This window comes from Mariprofundus ferrooxydans PV-1 (assembly GCF_000153765.1).
In the GTDB taxonomy this organism is placed as follows: domain Bacteria; phylum Pseudomonadota; class Zetaproteobacteria; order Mariprofundales; family Mariprofundaceae; genus Mariprofundus; species Mariprofundus ferrooxydans.
Window position 1 is genome coordinate 959,008 of sequence record NZ_DS022295.1, and the last position, 22,230, is coordinate 981,237.

General features: G+C 54.0%; 24 protein-coding genes. 11 read left to right on the forward strand and 13 right to left on the reverse strand.

What is annotated here, in order from left to right; genetic code table 11:
• From SPV1_RS11340 to SPV1_RS11355, 4 genes are all read left to right on the forward strand, one after another.
• Nucleotides 1-584 (forward strand): aminotransferase class IV (locus tag SPV1_RS11340; protein ID WP_009851351.1); only part of this gene is annotated, 584 nt, incomplete at its 5' end.
• Nucleotides 581-1,216, forward strand: a complete 636-nt coding sequence (locus SPV1_RS11345; RefSeq protein WP_009851352.1) for an HAD family hydrolase — start codon at nucleotides 581-583, stop codon at nucleotides 1,214-1,216. The genes SPV1_RS11340 and SPV1_RS11345, both read left to right, overlap by 4 nt.
• The gene (locus SPV1_RS11350; protein ID WP_009851353.1) at nucleotides 1,195-2,046 is read left to right on the forward strand and encodes an Hsp33 family molecular chaperone HslO; all 852 of its coding nucleotides are present in this window, start codon (nucleotides 1,195-1,197) and stop codon (nucleotides 2,044-2,046) included. Before SPV1_RS11345 ends, SPV1_RS11350 begins: the two co-directional genes overlap by 22 nt.
• On the forward strand, nucleotides 2,043-2,729 hold the full coding sequence (locus SPV1_RS11355) for a M48 family metallopeptidase (protein ID WP_009851354.1): 687 nt from the start codon (nucleotides 2,043-2,045) through the stop codon (nucleotides 2,727-2,729). Before SPV1_RS11350 ends, SPV1_RS11355 begins: the two co-directional genes overlap by 4 nt.
• Nucleotides 2,730-2,790: 61 nt before the next feature.
• Here the strand turns inward: SPV1_RS11355 and SPV1_RS11360 are convergent, their stop codons facing one another.
• Nucleotides 2,791-2,952: a hypothetical protein gene (locus SPV1_RS11360; protein WP_009851355.1), complete on the reverse strand. Its 162-nt coding sequence runs from the start codon at nucleotides 2,950-2,952 to the stop codon at nucleotides 2,791-2,793.
• Between the two features lie 236 nt (nucleotides 2,953-3,188).
• Between SPV1_RS11360 and tgt the strand changes: the two genes are divergently transcribed.
• The 7 genes from tgt (at nucleotide 3,189) to SPV1_RS11395 (ending at nucleotide 8,428) form a co-directional block, all read left to right on the forward strand.
• A complete protein-coding gene (gene tgt, locus SPV1_RS11365; protein WP_009851356.1) occupies nucleotides 3,189-4,313 on the forward strand; it encodes a tRNA guanosine(34) transglycosylase Tgt in 1,125 nt (374 codons plus the stop codon).
• A gap of 34 nt (nucleotides 4,314-4,347) precedes the next feature.
• Nucleotides 4,348-4,695 carry a preprotein translocase subunit YajC gene (yajC, locus tag SPV1_RS11370; protein WP_018294156.1) on the forward strand — a complete coding sequence of 116 codons (348 nt, stop codon included), beginning with the start codon at nucleotides 4,348-4,350 and terminating at the stop codon, nucleotides 4,693-4,695.
• 29 nt (nucleotides 4,696-4,724) lie between these two features.
• Nucleotides 4,725-6,311, forward strand: a complete 1,587-nt coding sequence (secD, locus tag SPV1_RS11375) for a protein translocase subunit SecD (RefSeq protein WP_009851359.1) — start codon at nucleotides 4,725-4,727, stop codon at nucleotides 6,309-6,311.
• A 9-nt stretch (nucleotides 6,312-6,320) separates the two neighbouring features.
• Complete coding sequence (secF, locus tag SPV1_RS11380; protein WP_009851360.1) at nucleotides 6,321-7,265, forward strand: protein translocase subunit SecF; 945 nt, start codon at nucleotides 6,321-6,323, stop codon at nucleotides 7,263-7,265.
• 50 nt (nucleotides 7,266-7,315) lie between these two features.
• Nucleotides 7,316-7,663, forward strand: coding sequence for an Mth938-like domain-containing protein (locus SPV1_RS14210; RefSeq protein WP_081442002.1), 348 nt, complete (start codon nucleotides 7,316-7,318; stop codon nucleotides 7,661-7,663).
• The gene (gene queD, locus SPV1_RS11390; protein WP_009851363.1) at nucleotides 7,663-8,037 is read left to right on the forward strand and encodes a 6-carboxytetrahydropterin synthase QueD; all 375 of its coding nucleotides are present in this window, start codon (nucleotides 7,663-7,665) and stop codon (nucleotides 8,035-8,037) included. Before SPV1_RS14210 ends, queD begins: the two co-directional genes overlap by 1 nt.
• A gap of 208 nt (nucleotides 8,038-8,245) precedes the next feature.
• Nucleotides 8,246-8,428, forward strand: a complete 183-nt coding sequence (locus tag SPV1_RS11395) for a hypothetical protein (protein ID WP_009851364.1) — start codon at nucleotides 8,246-8,248, stop codon at nucleotides 8,426-8,428.
• Nucleotides 8,429-8,514: 86 nt separating this feature from the next.
• Here SPV1_RS11395 and SPV1_RS11400 read toward each other — a convergent pair whose 3' ends face one another.
• The 12 genes from SPV1_RS11400 to SPV1_RS11455 all read right to left on the reverse strand — a co-directional run bounded on the left by SPV1_RS11400 (nucleotide 8,515) and on the right by SPV1_RS11455 (nucleotide 22,152).
• Complete coding sequence (locus SPV1_RS11400) at nucleotides 8,515-8,709, reverse strand: hypothetical protein (RefSeq protein ID WP_009851365.1); 195 nt, start codon at nucleotides 8,707-8,709, stop codon at nucleotides 8,515-8,517.
• 117 nt (nucleotides 8,710-8,826) lie between these two features.
• Nucleotides 8,827-9,726 (reverse strand): methyltransferase domain-containing protein, encoded by a 900-nt coding sequence (locus SPV1_RS11405; RefSeq protein WP_009851366.1) that lies wholly within the window; start codon nucleotides 9,724-9,726, stop codon nucleotides 8,827-8,829.
• Nucleotides 9,727-9,745: 19 nt separating this feature from the next.
• Nucleotides 9,746-10,570, reverse strand: coding sequence for a glutamate cyclase domain-containing protein (locus SPV1_RS11410; protein ID WP_152909284.1), 825 nt, complete (start codon nucleotides 10,568-10,570; stop codon nucleotides 9,746-9,748).
• Between the two features lie 84 nt (nucleotides 10,571-10,654).
• Nucleotides 10,655-11,902 carry a hypothetical protein gene (locus SPV1_RS11415; RefSeq protein WP_152909283.1) on the reverse strand — a complete coding sequence of 416 codons (1,248 nt, stop codon included), beginning with the start codon at nucleotides 11,900-11,902 and terminating at the stop codon, nucleotides 10,655-10,657.
• A 42-nt stretch (nucleotides 11,903-11,944) separates the two neighbouring features.
• Nucleotides 11,945-13,327 (reverse strand): UDP-N-acetylmuramoyl-L-alanine--D-glutamate ligase, encoded by a 1,383-nt coding sequence (gene murD, locus SPV1_RS11420; RefSeq protein WP_009851369.1) that lies wholly within the window; start codon nucleotides 13,325-13,327, stop codon nucleotides 11,945-11,947.
• Complete coding sequence (locus SPV1_RS11425; protein ID WP_009851370.1) at nucleotides 13,324-14,703, reverse strand: hypothetical protein; 1,380 nt, start codon at nucleotides 14,701-14,703, stop codon at nucleotides 13,324-13,326. Before SPV1_RS11425 ends, murD begins: the two co-directional genes overlap by 4 nt.
• A 78-nt stretch (nucleotides 14,704-14,781) precedes the next feature.
• Nucleotides 14,782-15,159 carry a fluoride efflux transporter CrcB gene (gene crcB, locus SPV1_RS11430; protein ID WP_009851371.1) on the reverse strand — a complete coding sequence of 126 codons (378 nt, stop codon included), beginning with the start codon at nucleotides 15,157-15,159 and terminating at the stop codon, nucleotides 14,782-14,784.
• The gene (locus SPV1_RS11435) at nucleotides 15,156-16,493 is read right to left on the reverse strand and encodes a replication-associated recombination protein A (protein ID WP_152909282.1); all 1,338 of its coding nucleotides are present in this window, start codon (nucleotides 16,491-16,493) and stop codon (nucleotides 15,156-15,158) included. Before SPV1_RS11435 ends, crcB begins: the two co-directional genes overlap by 4 nt.
• Nucleotides 16,494-16,503: 10 nt before the next feature.
• Nucleotides 16,504-17,613 carry an OmpP1/FadL family transporter gene (locus SPV1_RS11440; protein ID WP_009851373.1) on the reverse strand — a complete coding sequence of 370 codons (1,110 nt, stop codon included), beginning with the start codon at nucleotides 17,611-17,613 and terminating at the stop codon, nucleotides 16,504-16,506.
• Between the two features lie 10 nt (nucleotides 17,614-17,623).
• Nucleotides 17,624-18,292 carry a LolA family protein gene (locus SPV1_RS11445; protein ID WP_009851374.1) on the reverse strand — a complete coding sequence of 223 codons (669 nt, stop codon included), beginning with the start codon at nucleotides 18,290-18,292 and terminating at the stop codon, nucleotides 17,624-17,626.
• On the reverse strand, nucleotides 18,289-20,493 hold the full coding sequence (locus SPV1_RS11450) for an FtsK/SpoIIIE family DNA translocase (RefSeq protein ID WP_009851375.1): 2,205 nt from the start codon (nucleotides 20,491-20,493) through the stop codon (nucleotides 18,289-18,291). Before SPV1_RS11450 ends, SPV1_RS11445 begins: the two co-directional genes overlap by 4 nt.
• Complete coding sequence (locus SPV1_RS11455; RefSeq protein ID WP_009851376.1) at nucleotides 20,494-22,152, reverse strand: ribonuclease J; 1,659 nt, start codon at nucleotides 22,150-22,152, stop codon at nucleotides 20,494-20,496.
• Nucleotides 22,153-22,230 lie beyond the last annotated feature (78 nt).

The window sequence follows — 22,230 nt, forward strand, 5'->3', positions numbered from 1 at the left end:
GGCGCCGCGCGCTCACCGGGATCGACACCATACCCAAACCCACAATGGTGATTACCGTGCGTGAACTGCCCGAACCGTCAGTACAACAGGTGACCCACGGTGCAACTGCGATTACACGGCCTGACATCCGTTGGAAGCGCTGTGACATCAAATCGATCGCCCTGCTGGCCAACGTCATGGGCAAGCAGGAGGCAGCCCAGCTCGGAGCCGATGAATGCTTCTGGCAGGATGAGCGGGAATCGATACTGGAGGGGTGCAGCAGCAATGCGCTGGCTCTCATCAACGGCACGCTGGTAACCCATCCGCTGGATCATCAGGTGCTTGGCGGCATTGCTCGCAGTATGATCCTGCGTCTGGCAGCCGAGCATGACATTCCCGTGGAAGAGCGCGCCTGGCGGCTGGATGAGAACGGACTCAGCGAATGTATGATGTGCAGTACCACGGATGCTGTCATGCCGGTCTGCCATATTAACGGGCACGCGGTTTGTGACGGCAAACCGGGCCCTGTCAGCATGATGCTGCGACAAGCGATGCTGGATGAGTTTAATGCGCTAAGACAAACAAGGCAGGAGATAGCATCATGATCAACGGCGTGTTACTGGATATGGATGGCACCCTCGTCGATGCGTTCCCTCCGATTATCCGCGCACTGAACCAGACCTTCAGCGAGTTCGGCCTGCCACAGATGACCGCGCAGGAGGTCAAACGGCACACCGGCCGCGGTGACTGCGGCATGAAAGCTCTGTTCGGAGAACACCGGGAGGCGGCCGGCGCCCGTTTCCTGGAGATTCATGATGAGGATTATCTGCAGCGCATTACGCCACTGCAGGGTGCTGAAACACTGCTGCTCTGGTTACAGGATAACGCCCTCCCCTGTGCCATCGTCACCAGCAAATCGCAGTCGCGCGCCGAGGCGCAGCTGGATATTCTCGGCTGGTCTGATCTGGTGCAGGCCGTTATCGGCAAGATCGAAGGCCGTCCCGAGAAACCCGATCCGGCGCCATTATGGCTTGCCTGTGAAAGACTGGGCATCACAGCAACGGAGTGCGTCATGGTCGGCGACGGCGTGGCAGACATGCAGGCAGCTACCCGTGCCGGCAGCCGCGCCCTTGGCCTGTGTGACGGCTTTAGCGCAACCGAGCTGACCGAAGCCGGTGCCGATTTCTGTTTTGATTCCCTGACTGGAGTACATGCATGGCTGAAAAACAACCGATAAGCGTCCCTGATGACAGTCTGATCCGATTTCTGCTGCCGGAGGCCCATACACGCGGCGTCATCATTCGCGGTACCGGCATCATCGCTGAAGGCGCGCGCATTCACAGGCTGGATGCCGCCGATGCACTGCTCTTCGGCCAGTCACTGCTGGCTGCCATCCTGCTGCTCTCCATCAGTAAGGGTGGCATGCGGCAGGTACTGCAGCTCGACAGCACATCGGATGCTTCGCCATGGCAGCGGGTACTCACCGAGTCCCGACAGGGTGCTGTGCGCGGCTATATCAACCGTCATGAATCCGGCGACACAATCGATGCGACGACCATAGGCTCGCGCCTGGGCAATAAACTGCGCATCTCCACCGTGCGCGATCTGGGCTTCGGACATCCCTATATCTCCACCGTTGAACATGAATCGCCGTTCCTGGCCGATCACCTGATCCGCTATCTGACCCAATCGGTACAGATTCGCGCCGATATTATTCTGCACGGCGATCTGGCCATCATGATTGAGGCCATGCCCGGTTGCGATGAGGAGAGCTGGTTTAAAGCGGTCGAAACGATGGCCAAAATTCCGGATGCGGCGCTGGAGAACGAGGCGCCTGAGCGACTGCTTCACTATTTTGATACATTGCGTTGCAAGCAGGCAGGCATCGACAGCTACGGCTATCACTGCATCTGCAACCCCGAACAGATGGCCAATGCCATTCAGGCCATGCCGAACGAGCAGCTGGATGACATGCTCGATGCCAGCGGCCAGATCACGGTGACCTGCCAGTATTGTGGCAGCCACTACAGCCTGCCGCACAGTGTGGATGCCAGTCGCCTGCAGTGAGCGGAATCAGTTATAATATCGTGCGCAGTGCGCGGCGCAGAACGGCCAGCATTGTCATTCATCCGGATAACCGGATCGACGTGCGGGCGCCAAGCCACCTTTCCGACAGCCATATCGACGCATGGGTGGCCAGCAAGCAGCCGTGGATTGAAAAAAAGCTCCACTTCAACACCCATTCACGCCGACAACATCAACCGAAAACATTCCGGCAGGGTGAGCGATTCACGCTACTGGGCTGCAATTATGCACTATCTGTTGAACCGTCAACCAGACGGCAGGTGATACTGAACGGCTACCAGCTTGTATGCCGCTCGCCGCTGCCGGATCACAGGGAAGCATTGCGCAAACAAATTACCGCCTGGTACCGGCAATATGCTGCACGGTACCTGCAGCAACGGGTTGAACATTATGCTCAACTTACCGGCCTCACCCCGACGCTGACCGGTATCAAAAACTACCGCAGCCGCTGGGGCTCCTGTCATATCGACGGGCGCATCTATTTCAACTGGCGCATCATCATGGCCCCGCCGCATATCGCTGATTATGTGGTTGTACACGAAATGTGCCACCTGCAGCACCACAACCACTCCCCCGCTTTCTGGCAGCTGGTGGCATCCATCCTGCCCGACTACCGTGAGGCAAAAAAATGGTTCAAACTTAACGGTCTGTCGCTGGATTTGTAGAGGAGAACAAGGTTCGCCGTCTGCCTCGAATCGGACCGTAAGGCCTGCTTCTTATAACGGCTTACACCTGAATCTGCATGCCCTGTTCATCTTCAACATAGAGCGTATGGCCCAGATGACGTAACCAGCAAGCAACCCGTACCAACTTTTGGTGTTTGCCGTTTACATGCCGGACGATACCGGCATCGATAAAAAGTCTGTATTGATGGTTTACGTTTACCATGACCGGCCTCCCTGATGGCTTTGGTTCGCTGTCATCATACCATGTGTCGACAACAGTTGATCAAAATCAGACATTTATAGTGTCTGTTTGCCACAGTAAAGCCTGATTAACACGCCGGAAGTTCACCGCCCCTCTAGCAACATTCACCCCTCAATGAAATCGGCCCCGGCAGCACATACGGATGAAATCCAGTTGTAACTTGCTGCAACTGACACATATCGGCAGGCTGCGCCGCCATGAGTGCTTTGAGCTTTGAAATACTGGCAACCGATGCCAACGGCTATGCCCGTCGCGGACGTATGCAACTCGCGCACGGCGTGGTTGAAACGCCGGTATTTATGCCGGTTGGTACGCAGGCGACAGTGAAGAGCATGACGCCCGCTGATCTGACCGATGATATCAAAGCCGACATCATTCTCGGCAACACCTATCACCTGATGCTGCGCCCGGGGGCGGATCTGGTGGAGAAAATGGGCGGTCTGCACCGGTTCATGGGCTGGGAGCGACCGATCCTGACTGATTCCGGCGGCTTTCAGGTCTGGTCGCTGGGTGAGTTGCGCAAAATCGAGGAGCACGGCGTTCGCTTCCGCTCCCATATCGACGGTGCAGAGGTCTTTCTCGGCCCGAAAGAGAGCATGGAGATTCAGCGCAAGCTCGGCAGTGATATCGTCATGGCTTTCGACGAGTGCACCCCCTACCCGGCTACGTATGCTGAGGCGGAAGAGTCGATGCAGATGTCGATGCGCTGGGCGGGCGAATGCCGCGAGCATCTGCCTGTCAACGAGACACAGGCCCTGTTCGGTATTGTTCAGGGCGGTATGTATCCGGAATTAAGAATTAAGAGCCTGCAGGCGCTCTCTGCCATCGATTTCGAAGGCATTGCCATCGGCGGACTATCGGTCGGTGAGCCGAAGGAAGAGATGATGGCCATGCTTGATGCACTAGCGCCGCATCTGCCGGTCGATAAACCGCACTATGTGATGGGTGTGGGTACACCCGATGATCTGATCGAAGGCATTGACCGCGGCATTGATATGTTCGACTGCGTGATGCCGACACGCAATGCGCGTAACGGCACCCTGTTCACCGATGACGGCAAACTGAACATCAAAAACCTGTGTCATGCAGAGGATCCGCGCCCGATCATGCACGATTGCGACTGCTACACCTGCCGCAATTTTTCCCGCGCCTATCTAAGACATCTGTACATGGCCAAGGAGATACTCTCCTCGCGATTGAACACCCTGCACAATCTTCACTACTATTGTACGCTGATGCAGCGCGCCAGAGATGCAATTGCAGAGGAAAACTGGCCCGCATTCCGTCATCAGTTTTTACAACGCTACCGTGGCAAGGCATAATCCCGGCCTCTAATTATTCAGGAGCTCATCCATCATGAAATCTATCATCAACCACTCAATCGCAGCCATGGCTGCAGCATCTGCCTTGATTACTCCGGCCATGGCCGAAGGCGTCGGCGGCCCCGGCGGCGGCATTGCCTCACTGCTCCCTCTGGCGCTGATTATGGTCATCTTCTATTTCCTGCTGGTTCGCCCGCAGCAGAAAAAGGTCAAGGAACACCGCACGATTATCGAAGCGCTGAAAAAAGGTGACAAAGTCATTACCGGCGGTGGCTTCTATGGCACAGTCGTCGATGTAAAAGATGACTTCCTGAAAGTGGAAATCGCCGAAAACGTCCGCGTCAAAATAAAACGCGATACCATCACAGGCCTGTCCGACTAATAATCGCAGTACACAAAAGGATCTGATTCATGCATAGCTTCCCGCGCTGGAAAATCTGGTTAATTCTGACCGTCCTGGTCGTATCGCTGATGGGCTCATTGCCCAATATCATGAGCACTCCATCGTGGTGGCCCTCTGCCCTGAGCCATCCGATGAGTCTCGGACTCGATCTGAAGGGCGGCGTCCATCTGGTACTCGATGTGGATGTCAACAAAGCTGTCACACACAGTGTGGAAGAGGATGTCGATACCGCAAGGCAGGTGCTGCGCAAGGAAAAGATACGTTATCGCAAGCTGGCCAGTGAAGGCAATACGCTGAAAATTACGATCAAGGAAGCCAGTGATCTGGCTGCGGCCGAAACCTTGCTCAAGGATACTTTCAGCAATTATAACCTCTCTCCTGCCGCAGCTGATAACACCTTCGTGTTGACGCTTAAAGATTCAGTCGCCGATGAGACGCGCAAATTTGCCGTAGATCAGGCCATTGAAGTGATCCGCGGCCGAATTGATGCACTGGGCACAACCGAGCCGGTGATTGTCAAACAGGGCGACCACCGCATCCTGGTACAGATACCAGGCTACGAGGACTCAGCCCGTGCCAAGCAGTTGATCGGACGCACAGCAGAATTGCAGTTCAAGCTCGTGGATGAGAAGGGCGATCTGGAAAAAGCCATGGCCGGCAGCATCCCCCCCGGCGATATCATCATGTACGGCCCTGCAAAGAGGGGCGCCAACGGTCAGCTTAACCGTCAGCCCTACCTGCTGAAGAAACACACCGAGCTCTCCGGCAGTGAAATTGCCGATGCCCGCGTCTCCATTGATTCCCGCTTCAACGAATATGCCGTCACACTGAAATTCAACAGCAAGGGTTCGCATCGTTTCGATAAATTGACTGCGGCCCATGTCGGCGAGCGTTTCGCCATCATCCTTGAAGGTGTCGTCAACTCCGCACCGGTGATCCGCGAACGCATTTCCGGCGGCTCTGCCCAGATTACCGGCAGCTTCACACCCGCTGAGGCGCATGATCTGGCGATCATCCTCAGAGCAGGCGCCCTGCCCGCTCCGGTGCAGGTGGTGGAAGAGCGCTCCATCGGTCCGAGCCTCGGTCAGGACTCAATCGACCAGGGCATGAAATCCATTATCATCGGTACTCTTTTCGTACTGGTCTTCATGGGCATCTATTATCGCATGTTCGGCATGGTCGCCAATGTCGCACTGATCTTCAATATGCTGCTGATTATTGGCGCGATGAGCATGATCGGCAGCACACTAACCCTGCCGGGCATGGCCGGTATCGTGCTGACGATCGGTATGGCGGTGGATGCCAATGTACTGATCTTCGAACGTATCCGGGAAGAGCTGAATCTGGGTAAAACGCCGCTGGCCGCGATTGACGGCGGTTACGACAAGGCATTCTCCACCATTATTGATGCCAACATCACCACCCTGATTGCCGCCATCGTGCTGTTCCAGTTCGGTTCCGGCCCGGTCAAGGGCTTCGCGGTAACACTCTCCGTCGGTATTCTGGCCTCAATGTTCACCGCCATTACCGTCACCCGCGCCATCATTGCCGTAAGCACTGAAAAGCGCGCTCGTATCGAAAAACTGAGCATTTGAGGCACTGACATGCAACTGATCCGTCCGGATATCAACATTAACTTCATCGGCAAGCGCAAGCTTGCAATGGCCATCTCGGCGCTGATGATCATCATTTCTCTGGGAATGCTGGCCATTAAGGGACTGAATTTCGGCATCGACTTTACCGGTGGTACGCTGGTTGAAGTCAAATTCGACAAACCTGCAAAGATCGCTGACATACGCTCGGCCATATCACCCAAAGGCTATGGCAATGCCGTCATTCAGGAGTTCGGATCTCCCGAAGAGATCCTGATCCGCGTACAGAACAGGGAGGGCGAGAAGTCGTCTACCATCAGCACCGCCATCCTCGATAGTTTAAACGCAAAATTCACGGCTGACGCAGTGGAGATGCGACGGGTAGAGTTTGTCGGGCCGCAGGTGGGTGACGAGCTCACACATGCCGGTATCATGGCTGTTCTGATCTCCATGCTGGCGATTCTGATCTACGTCACCTTCCGCTTTGAATTCCGTTTTGCGCTCGGCGCTGATGCCGCACTGCTGCACGATATCACTATTGTACTCGGCCTGTTCGCCATTACCGGCAAGGAGTTCACGTTGCCGGTCATTGCAGCTCTGCTGACCGTCATCGGTTACTCATTGAATGATACGATTGTGGTGTTTGACCGTATCCGTGAAAACTTTGCCGCCAATCGCAAGCGCAAGAATCCGGAGGATGAAGGGCTGATTGCCAATAACGCGATTAACCAGACTCTGGGACGTACCCTGATGACATCGTTTACCACATTATTGGTGGTCTTTTCCCTGTTCCTGTTCGGCGGTGAAGTCATTCATGATTTCGCTTTCGCACTGATTGCAGGCATTGGCGTCGGTACTTACTCATCAATCTTCATTGCCAGCCCGATCATGCTGTCACTGGCAGGCTATTTTAAAGGCAACGCTGATGAGACTCGCGAGATGGAGGCAAGACCCTGAGTTCCGCCTTTTTCAAGGGCGATATCAGCCCTGAACTCGAGCGTGAAGCGCTGTTATTCACCGGCTATGACAATGACTGCATCAGAGTCAACCAACAGCCGTACAACAGCAGTCTCTGTATCCATGCCGGTCACCTGACAGCGCCGTGGGGGCCCGAACGGCTCCGCGATATAACTGTCGATAGTCTGGATATCTTTATGGACAAAGAACCCGAGATACTGATTATCGGCACCGGTCGCACCACCGCATTCCCGGAGCCGGATGCTCTGCAGCGTTTAAGCGAGCGTCATATCGGTTTTGAGTGCATGGATTCACGCTCAGCCGCCCGCACTTATAACATCCTGTTGGCTGAAGGACGCAATGTATCGGCAGCCATGCTGTTGCCCGGGAGTCGCTAATGGCGCGCTTTGAACTAAGTATCGAAACCCATTTCTCCGCCGCACACAGCCTGCGCGACTATCCCGGCGACTGCGCCCGACTGCATGGACACAACTGGCATGTAAAACTGTATGTCGAATGCACGGAACTCGATGAACTGGGTCTGGGCATTGACTACAAGGTATTGAAAAGCGAGTTGAAGGAGGCTCTGGAGCCTTGGGATCATTATAATCTCAACGATGTGCCACCCTTTGATCGCATCAACCCGTCCAGCGAAAATGTCGCTGCCGAGCTGTACAAGAAGATGAGCAGCCGTCTGGATAATGAACGCGTACGCGTCTCCCGTATCGAAATCTGCGAAACCTGTACCGCAATGGTGACCTACTGGCCCTGAACCCCCTCACCTGAAGAGGGGCCTGCTTATTACAACTTACAGATAAAAAATGGTATCCGACGGGTCGCCAACCACAATCTGTGATCCCGATCATTTAGCCCCCCGCCCGTTTTGTCATAATGATTTAAGGAAGCTGTGTTTCCATGGCCCTTACGGTCGGAGACCATTCCGGCGGCATTGAAACGATTCGACTTCTAACGGAGGCAGCATGTACAAAAAATTATATACCGCCCTGGCGGTTCTGGTGATGGGCATGACAATGAGCGGCTGCGTTGAATTTTACGACCCGTTCGACTACGGATACCAGCGCAGCCATCAGCATAGTGATCGCGGCGACGACAGAAGTTATCGTAGCGAGAGCGGCGATCGTGAACATCATCACGACGACTGATCTTTTGACTCCGCCCGCTATTTCCGGGCAGGACACAAAAAAGGGCCCGAACAGGGCCCTTTTTATGTTATAGCATGCAGATGCTTTTAAACCTGACACTCAGCGCGATACATGCATGGGGTAACTGCGCAATTGGTGATGGTCTGAAAGCATGGAGAGTTGCCTTCCGCAATCTGGATTGTATGAATCAGAGCAGCCTTGTTCAACTTGGCCGCACCTTTGATATTCAGATCAGAAGCCATTTCCAGCAGCTGTTTTTTGGTTACTTTTTTTGAGCTCATTGAGTTATTCCACCTGATTTAGTTTGCACGCATGGTAACTGCATTGAAAGTATCGGCAAGTTATCCATACTCAGTGTAACATTTAAACACACTAGTGCATCACCATGACAGAACGAGTCATGGCTTATGTAGTACCAGAATCGATCGGTTCCACTGCCCCTGCCTGAAGTTTCGTAGGTTGTTCATTCGGGATAGAGTATCTTCAATGCTCTGGTAGAATCTATCCAGTTGACCTGAGGGAAGAATCTTCTGCAGGCCATGCTCAGAAAATCCCCGTAAAAACCCGGTGATCCCCGTAGCTGTTTTCTCGCTGAGGCTCTGCTGAAACAGGTGTGCCTCCACGACACTGAAGCCTGCACTGTGAATACAATTAAAGAGATCTGTTTCATCAGGGTAATAGAGTGGAAACAACAATTCGCAAGCCACTCCGGATACACCGTATGCATGCAGCGTATCGTCTACGAGTTGCCACAGCTTATCCAGCTGTCCCTTGCGCCCGAATTGCAAAACAGCATAGCCGTTGGCTGCCGTCATTTGATGCAAATTCGACAATGATGCAGTCAACAACTGATTACCAATCGTGACAAAGCGATTACCGAACTGCTCCCTTAACAGCCTAGGGGTATCTGCCAAAAGCTCTGCATGCTCATCCAGCACACTCGGGATCCAGTGCAGCCCTTCATTGGAAAAGATCAGGTCGAACTGCTGCCCGCCACACAACGGCACATGGAAACTCTGTTGATACGTTCTACAGCCGGGCAGTTTTCTTGCAGTGCTCGCCAGCATGGCAGGATCGTGGTCAAGCGCAGACACTTCTATATGTATGCCATGGCTTTGCAATCGGTCAACAAGCTGCTTGGTCAGGGTCCCCGGCCCACAGGCAACATCAATCAATCGCACCGTACGCGATGGTGCATGCGCAGCAAACAGACGCTCGGCTGTATCAATAAGCTCCCGCCCGATATCAAGTTGCGAATCAGACCACTCCGCATAACGAGGAGACATAATGGAACTCATATGATTATACTACTCAATACTATATCAGACTGGCAACAATGGATTGTTCCACTTCCGCATCAAACCCGTCTACCACGCACTCAGGCAGTCCCGACATACCATTGACTGCCCCCATCCCGACAATCTTTGCCACAAATGCCTGCTGCTGCTCAGGTGTCGGTAGCAAACCAGACCGGGATGATGCTATTTCCAGCTCCCTGATCAGGCCATAAGCCCCCCAGTTTGATACGGTGGCGATCAACAACTCATCTACCGGCACGATACAGGGATCAATATCCAGGCCCTCATGAATCACTTCCACCAGGTTACCCATGCCGATTTCATTACCGCCATCACCAATCCCTACGCTATACGATTCACTTGCCAACAGCTCGAACACCTCGTCGACTTTTGCCGTGTGTGCACCAATATCTTTTCCCCGCATGTTTTTATACTTGCCATCGGCCGCACGACCACAACGCTCAATCGCAATAATCACGGAAGGGTTCAGGCTATCCCGAATAGAGCGGGCAAATGCCTTGGAGTCCACATCCTCCCCCAGGGGCATATTAATCAGGCTTTCGTAGCCGACAGCGTTACACATCAGTGGAAACACAATAGGATCGACAAGCAGCGCAACTTCGTAACCTATCTTTTTGAGCGCATGATAAAGAAAAAATGCCCCCGGAGGTCCGTCTGTTTCAGCTGAGTTGGCAACAAAAAAGCCGGTTGTAATCAGGGCAACTTTTCTTTCATCGTCCACCAGCCTGTTAGCACAACGAACGTAAATATCCTCATCCACATAATCCTTGAGAATATCCATTCCCCTGCTTCCATGCTGCAACACTTTCTCTTTCGTATTCACAATGCCTCCGGAAATATTTCTATCAACTGGTACTTACGTCTTCCCCCAACCTGTTGCCAACACCAGCCAGGGAATACGGATGATTTAAAAATAGTCGTCAAGATCGTCATGTTCCTGATCCGAAAATCCGGACCAGAACTCTATTGCAAGTTGCGCATCTGACTCGGATAGCCCAAAATCAGTCCGTTTGGACTCCACTGTATGCCTGAATTCCTCTGAAGCCAGATTTACTTTACGCGTCAAATATTCCATCATGTCCTTTGCCACGCGCGCTGTCAGATGGGTCCCTGATGCAAACAGGTTATCATACATACTCCTGAGCGCAGAAAACCCTCCCTTCCCTGCCACGTGCAAGTACACCTGATTACCTCCCTGTTTATCATGCGAGCCAAAAAGCCATGCGTGCCCGACAGAAGGATCTTTCTTGCTGTAGAGCAAAATCAGATTAATCAGTGGGATGCCATTCAGACTCGTTTCTACTGGTTTGTCAGGTATCTGCAGGTTCGAAACCTCAATGATGCTGATGCTGACCTGTCCTTCGTTAATTTTATCATAGTATCTGGGAAACTGGGACAGCAGGACCCATAACGCTTTTTGCGTCCGCGACCTGCCACTACCTCCTGGCAGGCTGACAACCCGGCGCAGAGTAATCGTACCATTATTCACGGCACTAGCTATCGAAGACCAGTACTGCTGGATCGGTGCTGCTTGAGTTTGAAGACCAGGTATCACATCCGAAAAATAAGTAACGTCAACAGAGTCTATATCTTCATCCTGAAGGACCTGATTGAGAGAATCATACAGTTGTACTTCACCCAACAACACTTCGGTAGCCAGCAATGTATCCAGGCTACTCTGCAGCCCTTTGCTTTTTTGCTCTCTGGAAAACTCAAACAAGGTAAATGCGTGCAAAAAGCTTGCTGTATAGTTCAGTGCAAAATCTGCTTCAGTTTTCTCCGCTTTATAATGATTGTGGACAGCATCATTTCTCAAACTCACCAGATGACTCAGCTTATCCAGCGCCAGTAACTTGAACCTGTTTTCTATCACACCGCCCTGTTCACTGATATCATTCCATATCTTTTGCGCTGTAAACATGCCATACAGCTGCCCGAACCCCAGTTTCCGGTAAGACAAACCGGCATACTTCTCTTCCATGTAATGAATCAGGACCTTCTGCCTGGCCGGAGACATTTTTGGAAAGTAGGCTTCATAGAGATCCTTCAGGGCAGACTCAATCAACTCGCCGGCGTCGCGAATCACTCCCCGGAAATCATTAGCCGAAGCCTTATTACTCAAGGCTACGTATTCTTCGTTATAATCTCTACTCATGACCCCGTCCCTTCCAGTGCAACTGGCTTTATTTAAGCTGTATCATGCCAGACTCTTGATACACTCCCTGAAGTGCTCACCTCGCGCTGTATAATCCTTATATACGCCGAAGCTGGGGGCAGCCGGGCTTAGCAGGCATATGTAATTCTCGGCTGTATATTGCAGCGCCGTCTCTACAGCAGCAACCATATCGTTGACCTCATGCATACAGACGGTAAACCCCGTGTTATTGAAGTATCGCTGCAGGATATCCCGCATGGCCGGGCCGTTCTGCGGCAAAAATATAAGATGCTGCACACCATACAAGCGGATCATCGCAGCCAGGCGCTCGTAACGTTCGGTCGCAACAGGTCTGGCCTGCCCGCCCAGAATCAGTGTACCTACCGACGCCTCAAATGCACTCAGAGCCGCACAAGTCGTATCCGGCGTCGTCGAAATCGAATCGTTGATAAAGGTTACCCCCTGCACAACGGAGACATACTCCATACGGTCAGGCAAACCGGTAAACCCCTTCAGGGCCTGCTCAATCACCGCCCTGTTCACAACAGCCATCCGGGAAGTCGCCAGTATTGCGGCCATGACATTATACATATTAAACGCACCTAAAAGCTCACAACATGCATGGGGCACCTCGATATCTCCCCCATCCGTCTGTATATGGATACTTGATTCATCAAACCAAGCATCAAGCTGACAATCATCATGTGAAAACTGCAACTTTTTAGCCAGTGCTGTCGTCGTCATTTCGCGGCATTCGGGGCTGTCAGCATTGAGTACCAGATAATCATCTGGCCCTTGATAGCGGAAGACAGCAGTTTTGGCCTGATAATAGGCATCCAAACTACTGTAATAGTCGAGGTGCTCCGGAAAAAGATTCAGCAACACCGCCACATTCGGGCTACGTGTCACGGTAGTCAGCTGGTGACTGGAGAGTTCGCAAACGATCACATCCGCCTGCTCCAGTGCCTCCAGCTCATCAAATGCCGGCTTCCCGATATTCCCAACCAGTACCGACGATTTGCCAGCAGCCTGCAACATACGGTGAATGATCGTGGATGTGGTACTCTTGCCTTTGGTACCGGTTACCGCGATCGTCTTCTCCGCACAAGCACACATCAATACATCAGCCTGACTGGTTATCCGTTGTGTTGCGATGAAACGACTGCTGATAGCTGCCAACGGCACACCTGGCGCTGCAAATACCACATCATAATCCGCTACCCGATCTAGGTAAGTCGACCCTACAAACAGGTTAACACTGTCGGGCACGCCATCAGCTATCGGGTTCGCATCTGCAACAGCAATACACCCAGACTGGCCATCACGCAGCAGCGCCTTCAGTGTGCTCCGCCCTTCTCGGCCAAAACCCAATACCAATACACGCTTTCCGCGCGTCAAACCCTCAAGGTAAAGCCGTACACTCATTCTATAGCAGTCTGAAACAATGGCGGCACAAAATCATCCGCAGCTCTATCCAGGGAGCGCGACAGCTCAGCCGTATCCAGCCATTGCATTGACTGGCCATACTCGGCAAAGAAGCTAGCAACCAGCGCAGGCATGTCCACGCCATCCCGATCCCGAATGCTCAGCAAGGCACTTCTTATCTCCTCATAAGTACCAACACACTCCAGCGGCTTGTGTTCACCAAAGCCTGCCAGCAATGCGAGCAGCTCTGAGAGTTCAGTATCTGCCATGATATCGCACCCAATAATGCGCTCCACCTGTTCTGCTGACAGGTAAACGGACAACATCACAGCAACAAACAGGCATTTGGGACAAGTCCCACACCAAGCATCATCTCTGCCCGCCCGGTTACAGCTGACAAATGCAGCATGGTATTCAGGCATGTCGGCAAACAGTCGCGTGATTTTCATTTCGCCCATCGAACGCAGCAAGCTAAAATAATCAAATGCAGTACCCGAAATATGGTTTGCCACATAATCACGGAAATCTGCTTCAAACTCGAAGCTTTTCGAGTACTGATGATTCACATCCATCTGATGATACAAAATATTACCCTGATTCGCGCTCGCCTCATTGGAGAGTACAATACTACGAATGCCTAGCAGCGCAGCGCTTAATAGGCCAATGAAGGCAATAGAAGCGGAAAACGGCACATGCCCGTTGAGATATCCTTGTTTATTCATCTCCAGCAAACGGGCATCCAAACGTCGTGCCACCCGTACAAAGTCCGTTTCGCTAACGCCACTGATACGTGCACATCGCTCTGCCGCTGCTATGGGGTTCACCATTAAAATATAGCGGTGCAGGCCGGGTACAAGCTGAGTCAGGTTCAGCGTCACTGCAGAATCCTTACCACCACCAACAGGTATCAACGCCCTGTGTGGATCACTGATAAAATCCACCGGCTGCATCTGGACTGCCGATGGTGAACAGGAGAAACGGCATGCACGAATTACATCAACATCAATGCCATTTACGAACATGTATTCACCCAGTCCGTTTAAATACAGTTTGTACCAGAATTGTACCTGATCAGAATTCAGTCGATATGGGTGAATCTCAATTCGCTCAGGGCAAGCCAGTTTGAAATAACTGATCAACTCAACCATGCCAAGATTAAATATCAGCAGCTCCAACTGCTCACCCTGCAGCCCCTCCCTCCTGATGGCGGCATTGTACAGACTCAATCTATGATCAAAGGCAATGCCCGGATCCAGTTCGAAGTGCCAGACAATATGGCAAGCACCATCAACCAGTTCATAGTCATGGCTGAGGTAGCTGATTCGTGCATGCTGCTTACGCAACTGTATCAATCTCTTCATACCCTGCTTATTCATCTGAGGCTATCTCCCGATTTGAACGGATAAGGCGGGTGGGTCATCAAATATCCACTGATGAGAAGATGATCAGAACACTCACAGTGATCTGGCAAGCTGTACACCCAGCCAGGCAAGCGGCAGGCACACCAGCAGCTGGCCAGCGATATTACCGAATGCCATCTGAAAGGCACCCTCCTGCAGCAGACGTACGGATTCCAGTGAATAGGTGGAAAAGGTAGTAAAAGCACCGAGAAACCCGACAGTAATCGCCAGTCGCAGCAACTCACCGGCGGTAGATCGTTCAATTAACCAGACGAACAGAAAACCCAGCAGAAACGAGCCCAGCGCATTAACAGCGAATGTACCCCATGGAAAAGCACCGCCGGCCACTCTCTGTATGGCCGATGCCATCAGCCAGCGGGCCACGGCACCGGCTGCACCGCCAATCGCTACGGCTGCGAGTTGCTGCATCATACAGACTCTCCCCCCTCTTCATCGTCAGGCTTGAGCTTGCCATGACGCGCTGCTTTGAGCCAGTCAATGCGCTCACGCAGTGTGCGCTCGAATCCGCGCGCAACCGGCCGGTAAAGAGTCGGCCTGCCCAGCTCAGTGGGAAAATGGCGTTGATCCACCACCCCGTTCTCCTCATCGTGGGCATACCGGTAACCGGCACCATGGCCCAGCTGCTGCATCAGCCTGGTCGGCGCATTGCGCAGATGCATCGGCACTTCCGCCGCTCGCGTCAGGCCCGCCAGTTTCCTGGCCTCTTTTTCCGCCATATAGGCGGCATTACTCTTGGCGGAAAGAGCCAGATAAATCGCCGCCTCAAACAAGCCCTGTTCCCCCTCCGGCGAGCCGAGAATTTCAAACATGCGATGCGCATCCAGCGCGATGTTCAACGCCTTCGGATCAGCCAGGCCGATATCCTCTGTAGCCATGCGAATCAGACGACGAGCGATATACAATGGCTGCTCACCCGCCTCCAGCATACGCGCCAGCCAGTACACCGCTGCATCCGGATCGGAGTCGCGAATACACTTGTGCAGAGCTGAAATCAGATCGTAATGTGCATCGCCATCGCGATCATAGCGGGCTGCGCGCCGCAGGCTCTGTTGTTGAACGGCCTGCAGTGACCAGCATCGTTCCGCATCGGCCTGAAAGAGCGACTCCAGCGCATTGAGCGCATAGCGGGCATCGCCATCACTATTTTCCGCCAACCAGACAAGCGCATCATCATCAAGGCTAAACGCTTTGGCCTGATCTCCCAGATAACGGCATGCGCGTTTCAGGATCACGGCCACGTCGCTGGCCTGTAAGGCTTGCAGTACAATGACACGGCAACGGGAGAGCAGCGCATTATTGAGCGAGAACGACGGGTTTTCAGTCGTTGCACCAACAAGCACCAGTGTGCCGTCCTCAATACAGGGCAGCAGCACATCCTGCTGTGCCTTGTTAAAGCGGTGAATCTCATCAAGAAACAACAGCCATGTCTGACCGGCTGAGCGGGCACGTTTTACCACATCCTGTACTTCCGCCTTGCCGGCGGATACGGCCGAGAGCTGAACAAAGGGGATGCCGGCCGCATCGGCCATGACGGTAGCCAATGTCGTTTTTCCGACCCCCGGCGGCCCCCAGAATATGCAGGAGCAGCAGCGCCCTTCGCTCACCATGGTGGAGAACCAGGAGTCGGCTGCGGTGAGGTCAGGCTGACCGGCCACATCCTGCAATACAGCAGGTCGAATCCGGTAAGCCAGCGGGATGCTCACATCAGAGGCAATGTTATCGAGCAACGACGCCTGTTTGCTCACCGGCTGCACCTTAATCGAATTGGTTGGAAACAGTGAAGACGATACTCTGCTTACGATCGCGGTAGTTACCGGCATAGGCACCGGTGGCGGTTTTACTACTGTAAAACGTATATTGATAGGCCAGATCCATGTGCATGCCGAACATATCACCGCCGCCGCCCAGACTGACCCTGTGGCCATCCTGATCGGCAATCAGCGGATTATAATTGCGACTCCGGTTTGCACCCTGATCATAGGCATAACCCAGACGGATCTGGGTATTCTCGCGCCACGTCCAGGTCAGGCCGGCCATAACCGTCAGCGTGTCGCGCAGATTCAGGCTGTTCGGCTGACTGACCACACCGGCCGTAACCACGTTCATGCTTTTCAGCACCGACCAGCGCGTCCACTTCACATCCGTCTCCAGACGCCAGACATCGTTAAAATCATGGGCAAGCGCCAAGGTCGCCTGATCCGGCAACTTGAATGCCAGGCTGCTGGTTGACTTGCTCATGCTCACACTGGCACCGGAGCGGTACACTGCTCCGATCGACCATGCCGGTAGCGGTTTCCACAGCAGAGAGGCATGGCCGCCAAAGCTGGCAATGTCAGTAGCCTTAAAGTTATTTGTCCCCTGCGACAACGTGGCCCGGGTAACATACCAGTCACCGCCCATACCGACAGCCAGATCGCTATTAATCGCATAGACCAGGTCGGCGGTCGTGTGATCCACCGTCAGTTTACCCACACCGGAGGCCGTACCGAATGCATCACTCCAGTTGTTGTTGGCTGCATACATCGGTGAGAAGCCGATGCCGGCCGACAGCCGCCCGTCACGCGGTACCCAGGCGGCATACACCTGCCCGAATGTCGGCTCAGTTCCCGTATTGGAAGCAACACCACCCGGTATTTTTACCGAGGAGTTGCGATAATTCAGATCAATGCCTGCACTGACAGACACACCGGACTGCCAGGCAATACCGGCCGGGTTATAGGCCAGCGCCGAAGCATCGCTGGCGGTAGCCGCAAAGGCATTGGAGACACCTGCTGCTGCGGCAGACTGATTCACCTGCTCGAAACCGCCGGCATGGGCCGATACGGCATACGAGAATGCGGCAATACATATACAAATACGTTTCATGAGAACTTCCTTATTTACGGGGGGCTGAGCGCAGGTCAAGCACGTCCACACCTTCAGGCGGCGTGAAGCTAAATAGTTTCTCGGCCGGTGCAACGTAAGAGCAGTCGGAGAGGTGCATCATATTACGATTACCCAGCAAATCCTGTCGCTCAATATAGACCAGATCACCGTGGCGCGAGAAACCCAGCCAGACCTGCGGCGCATCGGTAACCTGCACCTTGAAACGGTGGATGTTCAGTTTATTGTCGTAACTGCGCTCCACCACCTTGATATCACTCAACGGTATACGACCATCCAGCAACTTCATCACCACCGGATTGATCGCCTCCAGATCCGTCAGTCGCTCGGCCTGCATCAGATCCGGCTCATAGTGCCAGATCACCCGGCCGTCGCCGACATAGAGCTGATCATAAGGTTTACGGTACTGCCAGCGAAAGTGACCGGGCTTTAAAACGGCCAGCTCACCCGAATAGTGTTGATTACCACCATCGGAAAACTCCATGATCTGATCAAAACGGCAGGAGAAACCACGCTGTGACCCCAGCCGCTCGATATTATTTGCAAACTGGGCGCCTTTATCCCGCCCATCCAGCTGCCACTCCTGTTTCACTGTCGCGGCCGATGCCGTTGTGATCAACCATAGCGCACTGCAAACCAGTGCGGCAATCAGTTTTCTCATTCGATTACTCCGCCACCATCAGCACCGGATCGGGCCAGCACCTTGCGCAGTCCGCCGGAGCCGGGCGGTGTCACCAGACCATCGCGCTCCATCTGCTCAACCAGACGGCTGGCCCGGTTATAGCCGATACGCAAGTATCTTTGCACCATCGACACCGAGCAGGAGCCCTTCTCAATCACCAGCGCGGCCGCTTCATCATATTTATCATCATGCTCATCATCACCCGGGCCACCGGGTCCGGCAGTGGCATCCGCCACACTGGCAATCTCGAATACCTCTTCGCGGTAATCCGGCTCGCCCTGCCCTTTCAGGTGCTCGACCAACTCCAACACTTCCGAATCGGAGACAAAGGCACCGTGCACACGACGCAGATCTCGACCGCCGCTGAGAAACAGACTGTCACCATGGCCAAGTAGCTGTTCAGCGCCCATCTGGTCGAGAATCGTGCGTGAGTCGATCTTGGATGAGACCTGAAAGGAGAGGCGACTGGGCAAGTTGGCTTTAATCAGGCCGGTAATCACATCCACACTCGGGCGCTGGGTGGCCAGAATCAGGTGCAGGCCGGCGGCACGCGCCTTCTGCGCAATGCGGCAAATCGCCTGTTCCACCTCTTTACCGGCCACCATCATCAGATCCGCCAGCTCATCAATTACAATCACAATCATCGGCAGCCGTTCCGTTTCCTCGAGCTTCTCGGCCGCCTTGTTGTAACCGTCGATATTGCGCACCTTGGCATCGCTCATCAGCTGATAACGACGCTCCATCTCGTACACCGCCCAGGCCAGCGCCTTGGCGGCCTTGTGCGGATTGGTCACCACCGGCACCAGCAGATGCGGAATATCATCGTAAACCGACAGCTCCAGCATTTTCGGATCCACCAGAATCATGCGCAGATCCTGTGGCGTGCAGGTCATCAGCATCGAGCAGATCATCGCATTGACCGCTACCGACTTACCGGAGCCGGTCGTACCAGCCACCAACAGATGCGGCATCTTGGCCAGATCAGCCACCACCGGATGGCCGGAGATATCCACACCCATCGCCATCGGCAGCTGCAAACGCTTGTTGGCAAATTCGGGGCTGGCGAGTACCTGATGCAGCACAACAATCTCCCGAACCTCATTCGGTATCTCAATGCCGATCACGCTCTTGCCGGGAATATTGCCGGCCACGCGCACACTGATTGCCGACATCGAACGGGCCAGATCATCCTGCAGCGCCACAATACGGTTAACCTTGGTTCCCGGCGACGGTTCCAACTCAAACTGGGTGACCACCGGCCCCGGCTGTACGGCAACAACCTGGCCCTCCACCCGGTAATCCAGCAGTTTTTTCTCCAGCATACGGGCAACCGCCTGCAGTGTCTGCGGATCCTGTTCATGATGCGTACTCTGACCACGATCAAACAGGCTCAGACTGGGCAGTTTGAATCCGGAATCGGCAGGCTCCTTGAAAGCCAGTTCAGTCTGCTGCTCGGTTTTTGCCCGACGGGAGACCTTGACCTTCGCCTGCTCCGCCACTTCCGCTTTAGATTCGGCAATATGAACCGGTCGTGTATTGCGCACTTTTTTGCGCTCCACCCGAGCCTCAATGCGCTCTTTTTTGTCCGAAGCACGATGCAGCGCCACTTTTGCACGAGCCACCAGCCAGCCGACGGCTGCACACAACCATCCGTAGAGTGTTTCCAGCATCGCCAACAGTGACCAGTGCGTAGCGGTAACACCCGAACTGAGCAGCAGCGTTGCCAGCAGCACGTCGCGTCCGACATCTTTCAAAGCCAGATAAATGGCCTGATCGAGCATGGCCCCCAACGCCCCCCCTGCACCGGCCGGCAAAGCAAGCGGATCGAACGCACCGCCGACAGGCAGATGGGCATCGAGCAGCGCCGCCATAGCCAGCACAAACGGCAACCATACCAATGACGTCCAGCCAACCAGCCACGGACGCTTATCCCAGGCAATGCGCACAAGCAACACCGCCAGCAGCACAACCCATACCCAGGCCGCATAACCGAACAACTGATAGATAAAGTCGGCCACATAGGCGCCGGCGATGCCTGCCAGATTGGTGGCAGCCGCCTGCGTTTCATGGTTCAGGGAGGGATCAGCGGGAGAAAAGCTGACCATCGCCAGCGCCATCATCAGTACCATACCGGCCATCAGCAGGGCCAGCGATTCACGCGCGAGCAAGCGAACATTCATTTAAATTGCAACCACCATGGGCAGAACCATCGGCCTGCGCCCAAGCCGGCGCTTGCACCAGCGACGCAGAAACAGACGCACCTCTTCCTTGGTTGCATCCAGATCAGCCAGCAGTTCGTGATCGAGTCCACCCAGAAAACCGGCCAGATCATGTGACGCATCGGTCAGCACATCTTCGCTCACGTCTTCATGCAGCACACCGCGCGCTTCCAACTCAGGTGGAGAGAGCAGCGTACCCTCATGCTGGCTGAATATAACCGTCGCCGAAATCATGCCATCCTCAGCCAGAAAGCGTCGATCACGCAGTACAAAGCCGTCAATTTCATCGCGACTGTCACCATCGACAAAGATCGCGCCGGCATGAAAACCCGGTCCCGGACGAATACCTGCGCTATCGAGCTCTACAGAGTGACCGTTCTCGGCAATGATCGTGCGCTCAAACGCAACACCTGTCGCCACTGCCAGATCGCGATGCTCCATCAGGTTACGGAACTCACCGTGTACAGGATAAAAATACTTCGGCCGGGTCAGCTGAATCATCATTTTCAACTCATGGGCCTGGGCATGACCGGAAACATGCACCGACGCCTGGCCTGCATGCAAAATGCGCGCGCCGCGCCGGTAAATATGATTATACAAGCCGGCAATGACCCGCTCATTTCCGGGGATATTACTGGAGGAGAAGATTACCAGATCACCCTGTCCCAGCTGCACGCCGGTAAAGCGACCATGCGCAATGCGCCCGACCGCCGCACGCGACTCGCCCTGCGAACCGGTAGCGATAATCAGCAACTCATGATCCGGCACATGCTGCGACTGTTTGATATCAACAAACGTACCGGCCGGAATATTCAAACGCTTCAGATCCTGCGCGATGCTCATATTGCGTTCCAGACTGCGTCCGGCAACCGATACGCGCCGCCCGCAGGCAATGGCTGCATCCACAATCTGCTGGATGCGGAACATATTCGAAGCAAACGTCGTGACTACCACCTTGCCCTTGCACTGGGAAACAGCCTGCCTGATTGCCGGACCGACAATACGCTCGGAAGGGCCACTGCCTGCGCGCGTGGCATTGGTGGAGTCAGAAGCAAGCAACACAACACCCTGATCGCCCAGTTGGGCAAAGCGGTGCAGTGCTGTTGCACGTCCGTCAATCGGTGCCGGATCAAATTTAAAATCACCGGTATGAATCACCACACCCAGAACGGTATGAATAGCCACGGATACTGCATCCATGATCGAATGGGTCACCGGAACACCTTCCACCTGAAACGGTCCGATGGGAATGGTCGTGCCATCTTCGGGCAGTGCCCGCAGATCACCCTTATAGTTTGTTTCAGACAGTTTGGACCTTACCAGCGCCAGCGTCACTTCGGTGCCATACACCGGCAGCTTCAATCGCGGCAGCAGAATCGGCACGCCACCGATATGATCTTCATGGCCATGTGTCAGTATCAACGCATGAATCTTCAGCCCCAGCTCATCAAGCGCTGCGATATCCGGCACCACGATATCCACACCATGCTGACCCGGCTCCGGAAAGCCCATACCGCAATCAACAATCACTGCATCATCATCGACGGCGTAAACCATCATATTTTTGCCAAATTCTCCTACGCCACCAAATGGAAAACAGCGAAGCACCGGATCAGTCATGTAATCTCCTTGTAAAGGCTAATCATTTCATCTGTTACGCGGGTTGCCGTGTGCCTTGTCACAGCTCACCCATCAATC

What these genes read in the sequence shown, in the direction of transcription:
- SPV1_RS11405 (WP_009851366.1), bottom strand. Translation starts at nt 9,726, where the DNA reads ATGAGTTCCATTATGTCTCCTCGTTATGCGGAGTGGTCTGATTCGCAA.
- tgt (WP_009851356.1), top strand. Translation starts at nt 3,189, where the DNA reads ATGAGTGCTTTGAGCTTTGAAATACTGGCAACCGATGCCAACGGCTAT.
- yajC (WP_018294156.1), top strand. Translation starts at nt 4,348, where the DNA reads ATGAAATCTATCATCAACCACTCAATCGCAGCCATGGCTGCAGCATCT.
- SPV1_RS11360 (WP_009851355.1), bottom strand. Translation starts at nt 2,952, where the DNA reads ATGGTAAACGTAAACCATCAATACAGACTTTTTATCGATGCCGGTATC.
- SPV1_RS11345 (WP_009851352.1), top strand. Translation starts at nt 581, where the DNA reads ATGATCAACGGCGTGTTACTGGATATGGATGGCACCCTCGTCGATGCG.
- SPV1_RS11400 (WP_009851365.1), bottom strand. Translation starts at nt 8,709, where the DNA reads ATGAGCTCAAAAAAAGTAACCAAAAAACAGCTGCTGGAAATGGCTTCT.
- crcB (WP_009851371.1), bottom strand. Translation starts at nt 15,159, where the DNA reads ATGATGCAGCAACTCGCAGCCGTAGCGATTGGCGGTGCAGCCGGTGCC.
- SPV1_RS11395 (WP_009851364.1), top strand. Translation starts at nt 8,246, where the DNA reads ATGTACAAAAAATTATATACCGCCCTGGCGGTTCTGGTGATGGGCATG.
- secF (WP_009851360.1), top strand. Translation starts at nt 6,321, where the DNA reads ATGCAACTGATCCGTCCGGATATCAACATTAACTTCATCGGCAAGCGC.
- SPV1_RS11445 (WP_009851374.1), bottom strand. Translation starts at nt 18,292, where the DNA reads ATGAGAAAACTGATTGCCGCACTGGTTTGCAGTGCGCTATGGTTGATC.
- SPV1_RS11455 (WP_009851376.1), bottom strand. Translation starts at nt 22,152, where the DNA reads ATGACTGATCCGGTGCTTCGCTGTTTTCCATTTGGTGGCGTAGGAGAA.
- secD (WP_009851359.1), top strand. Translation starts at nt 4,725, where the DNA reads ATGCATAGCTTCCCGCGCTGGAAAATCTGGTTAATTCTGACCGTCCTG.
- murD (WP_009851369.1), bottom strand. Translation starts at nt 13,327, where the DNA reads ATGAGTGTACGGCTTTACCTTGAGGGTTTGACGCGCGGAAAGCGTGTA.
- SPV1_RS11440 (WP_009851373.1), bottom strand. Translation starts at nt 17,613, where the DNA reads ATGAAACGTATTTGTATATGTATTGCCGCATTCTCGTATGCCGTATCG.
- SPV1_RS11450 (WP_009851375.1), bottom strand. Translation starts at nt 20,493, where the DNA reads ATGAATGTTCGCTTGCTCGCGCGTGAATCGCTGGCCCTGCTGATGGCC.
- SPV1_RS11350 (WP_009851353.1), top strand. Translation starts at nt 1,195, where the DNA reads ATGGCTGAAAAACAACCGATAAGCGTCCCTGATGACAGTCTGATCCGA.
- SPV1_RS11425 (WP_009851370.1), bottom strand. Translation starts at nt 14,703, where the DNA reads ATGAATAAGCAGGGTATGAAGAGATTGATACAGTTGCGTAAGCAGCAT.
- queD (WP_009851363.1), top strand. Translation starts at nt 7,663, where the DNA reads ATGGCGCGCTTTGAACTAAGTATCGAAACCCATTTCTCCGCCGCACAC.
- SPV1_RS11415 (WP_152909283.1), bottom strand. Translation starts at nt 11,902, where the DNA reads ATGAGTAGAGATTATAACGAAGAATACGTAGCCTTGAGTAATAAGGCT.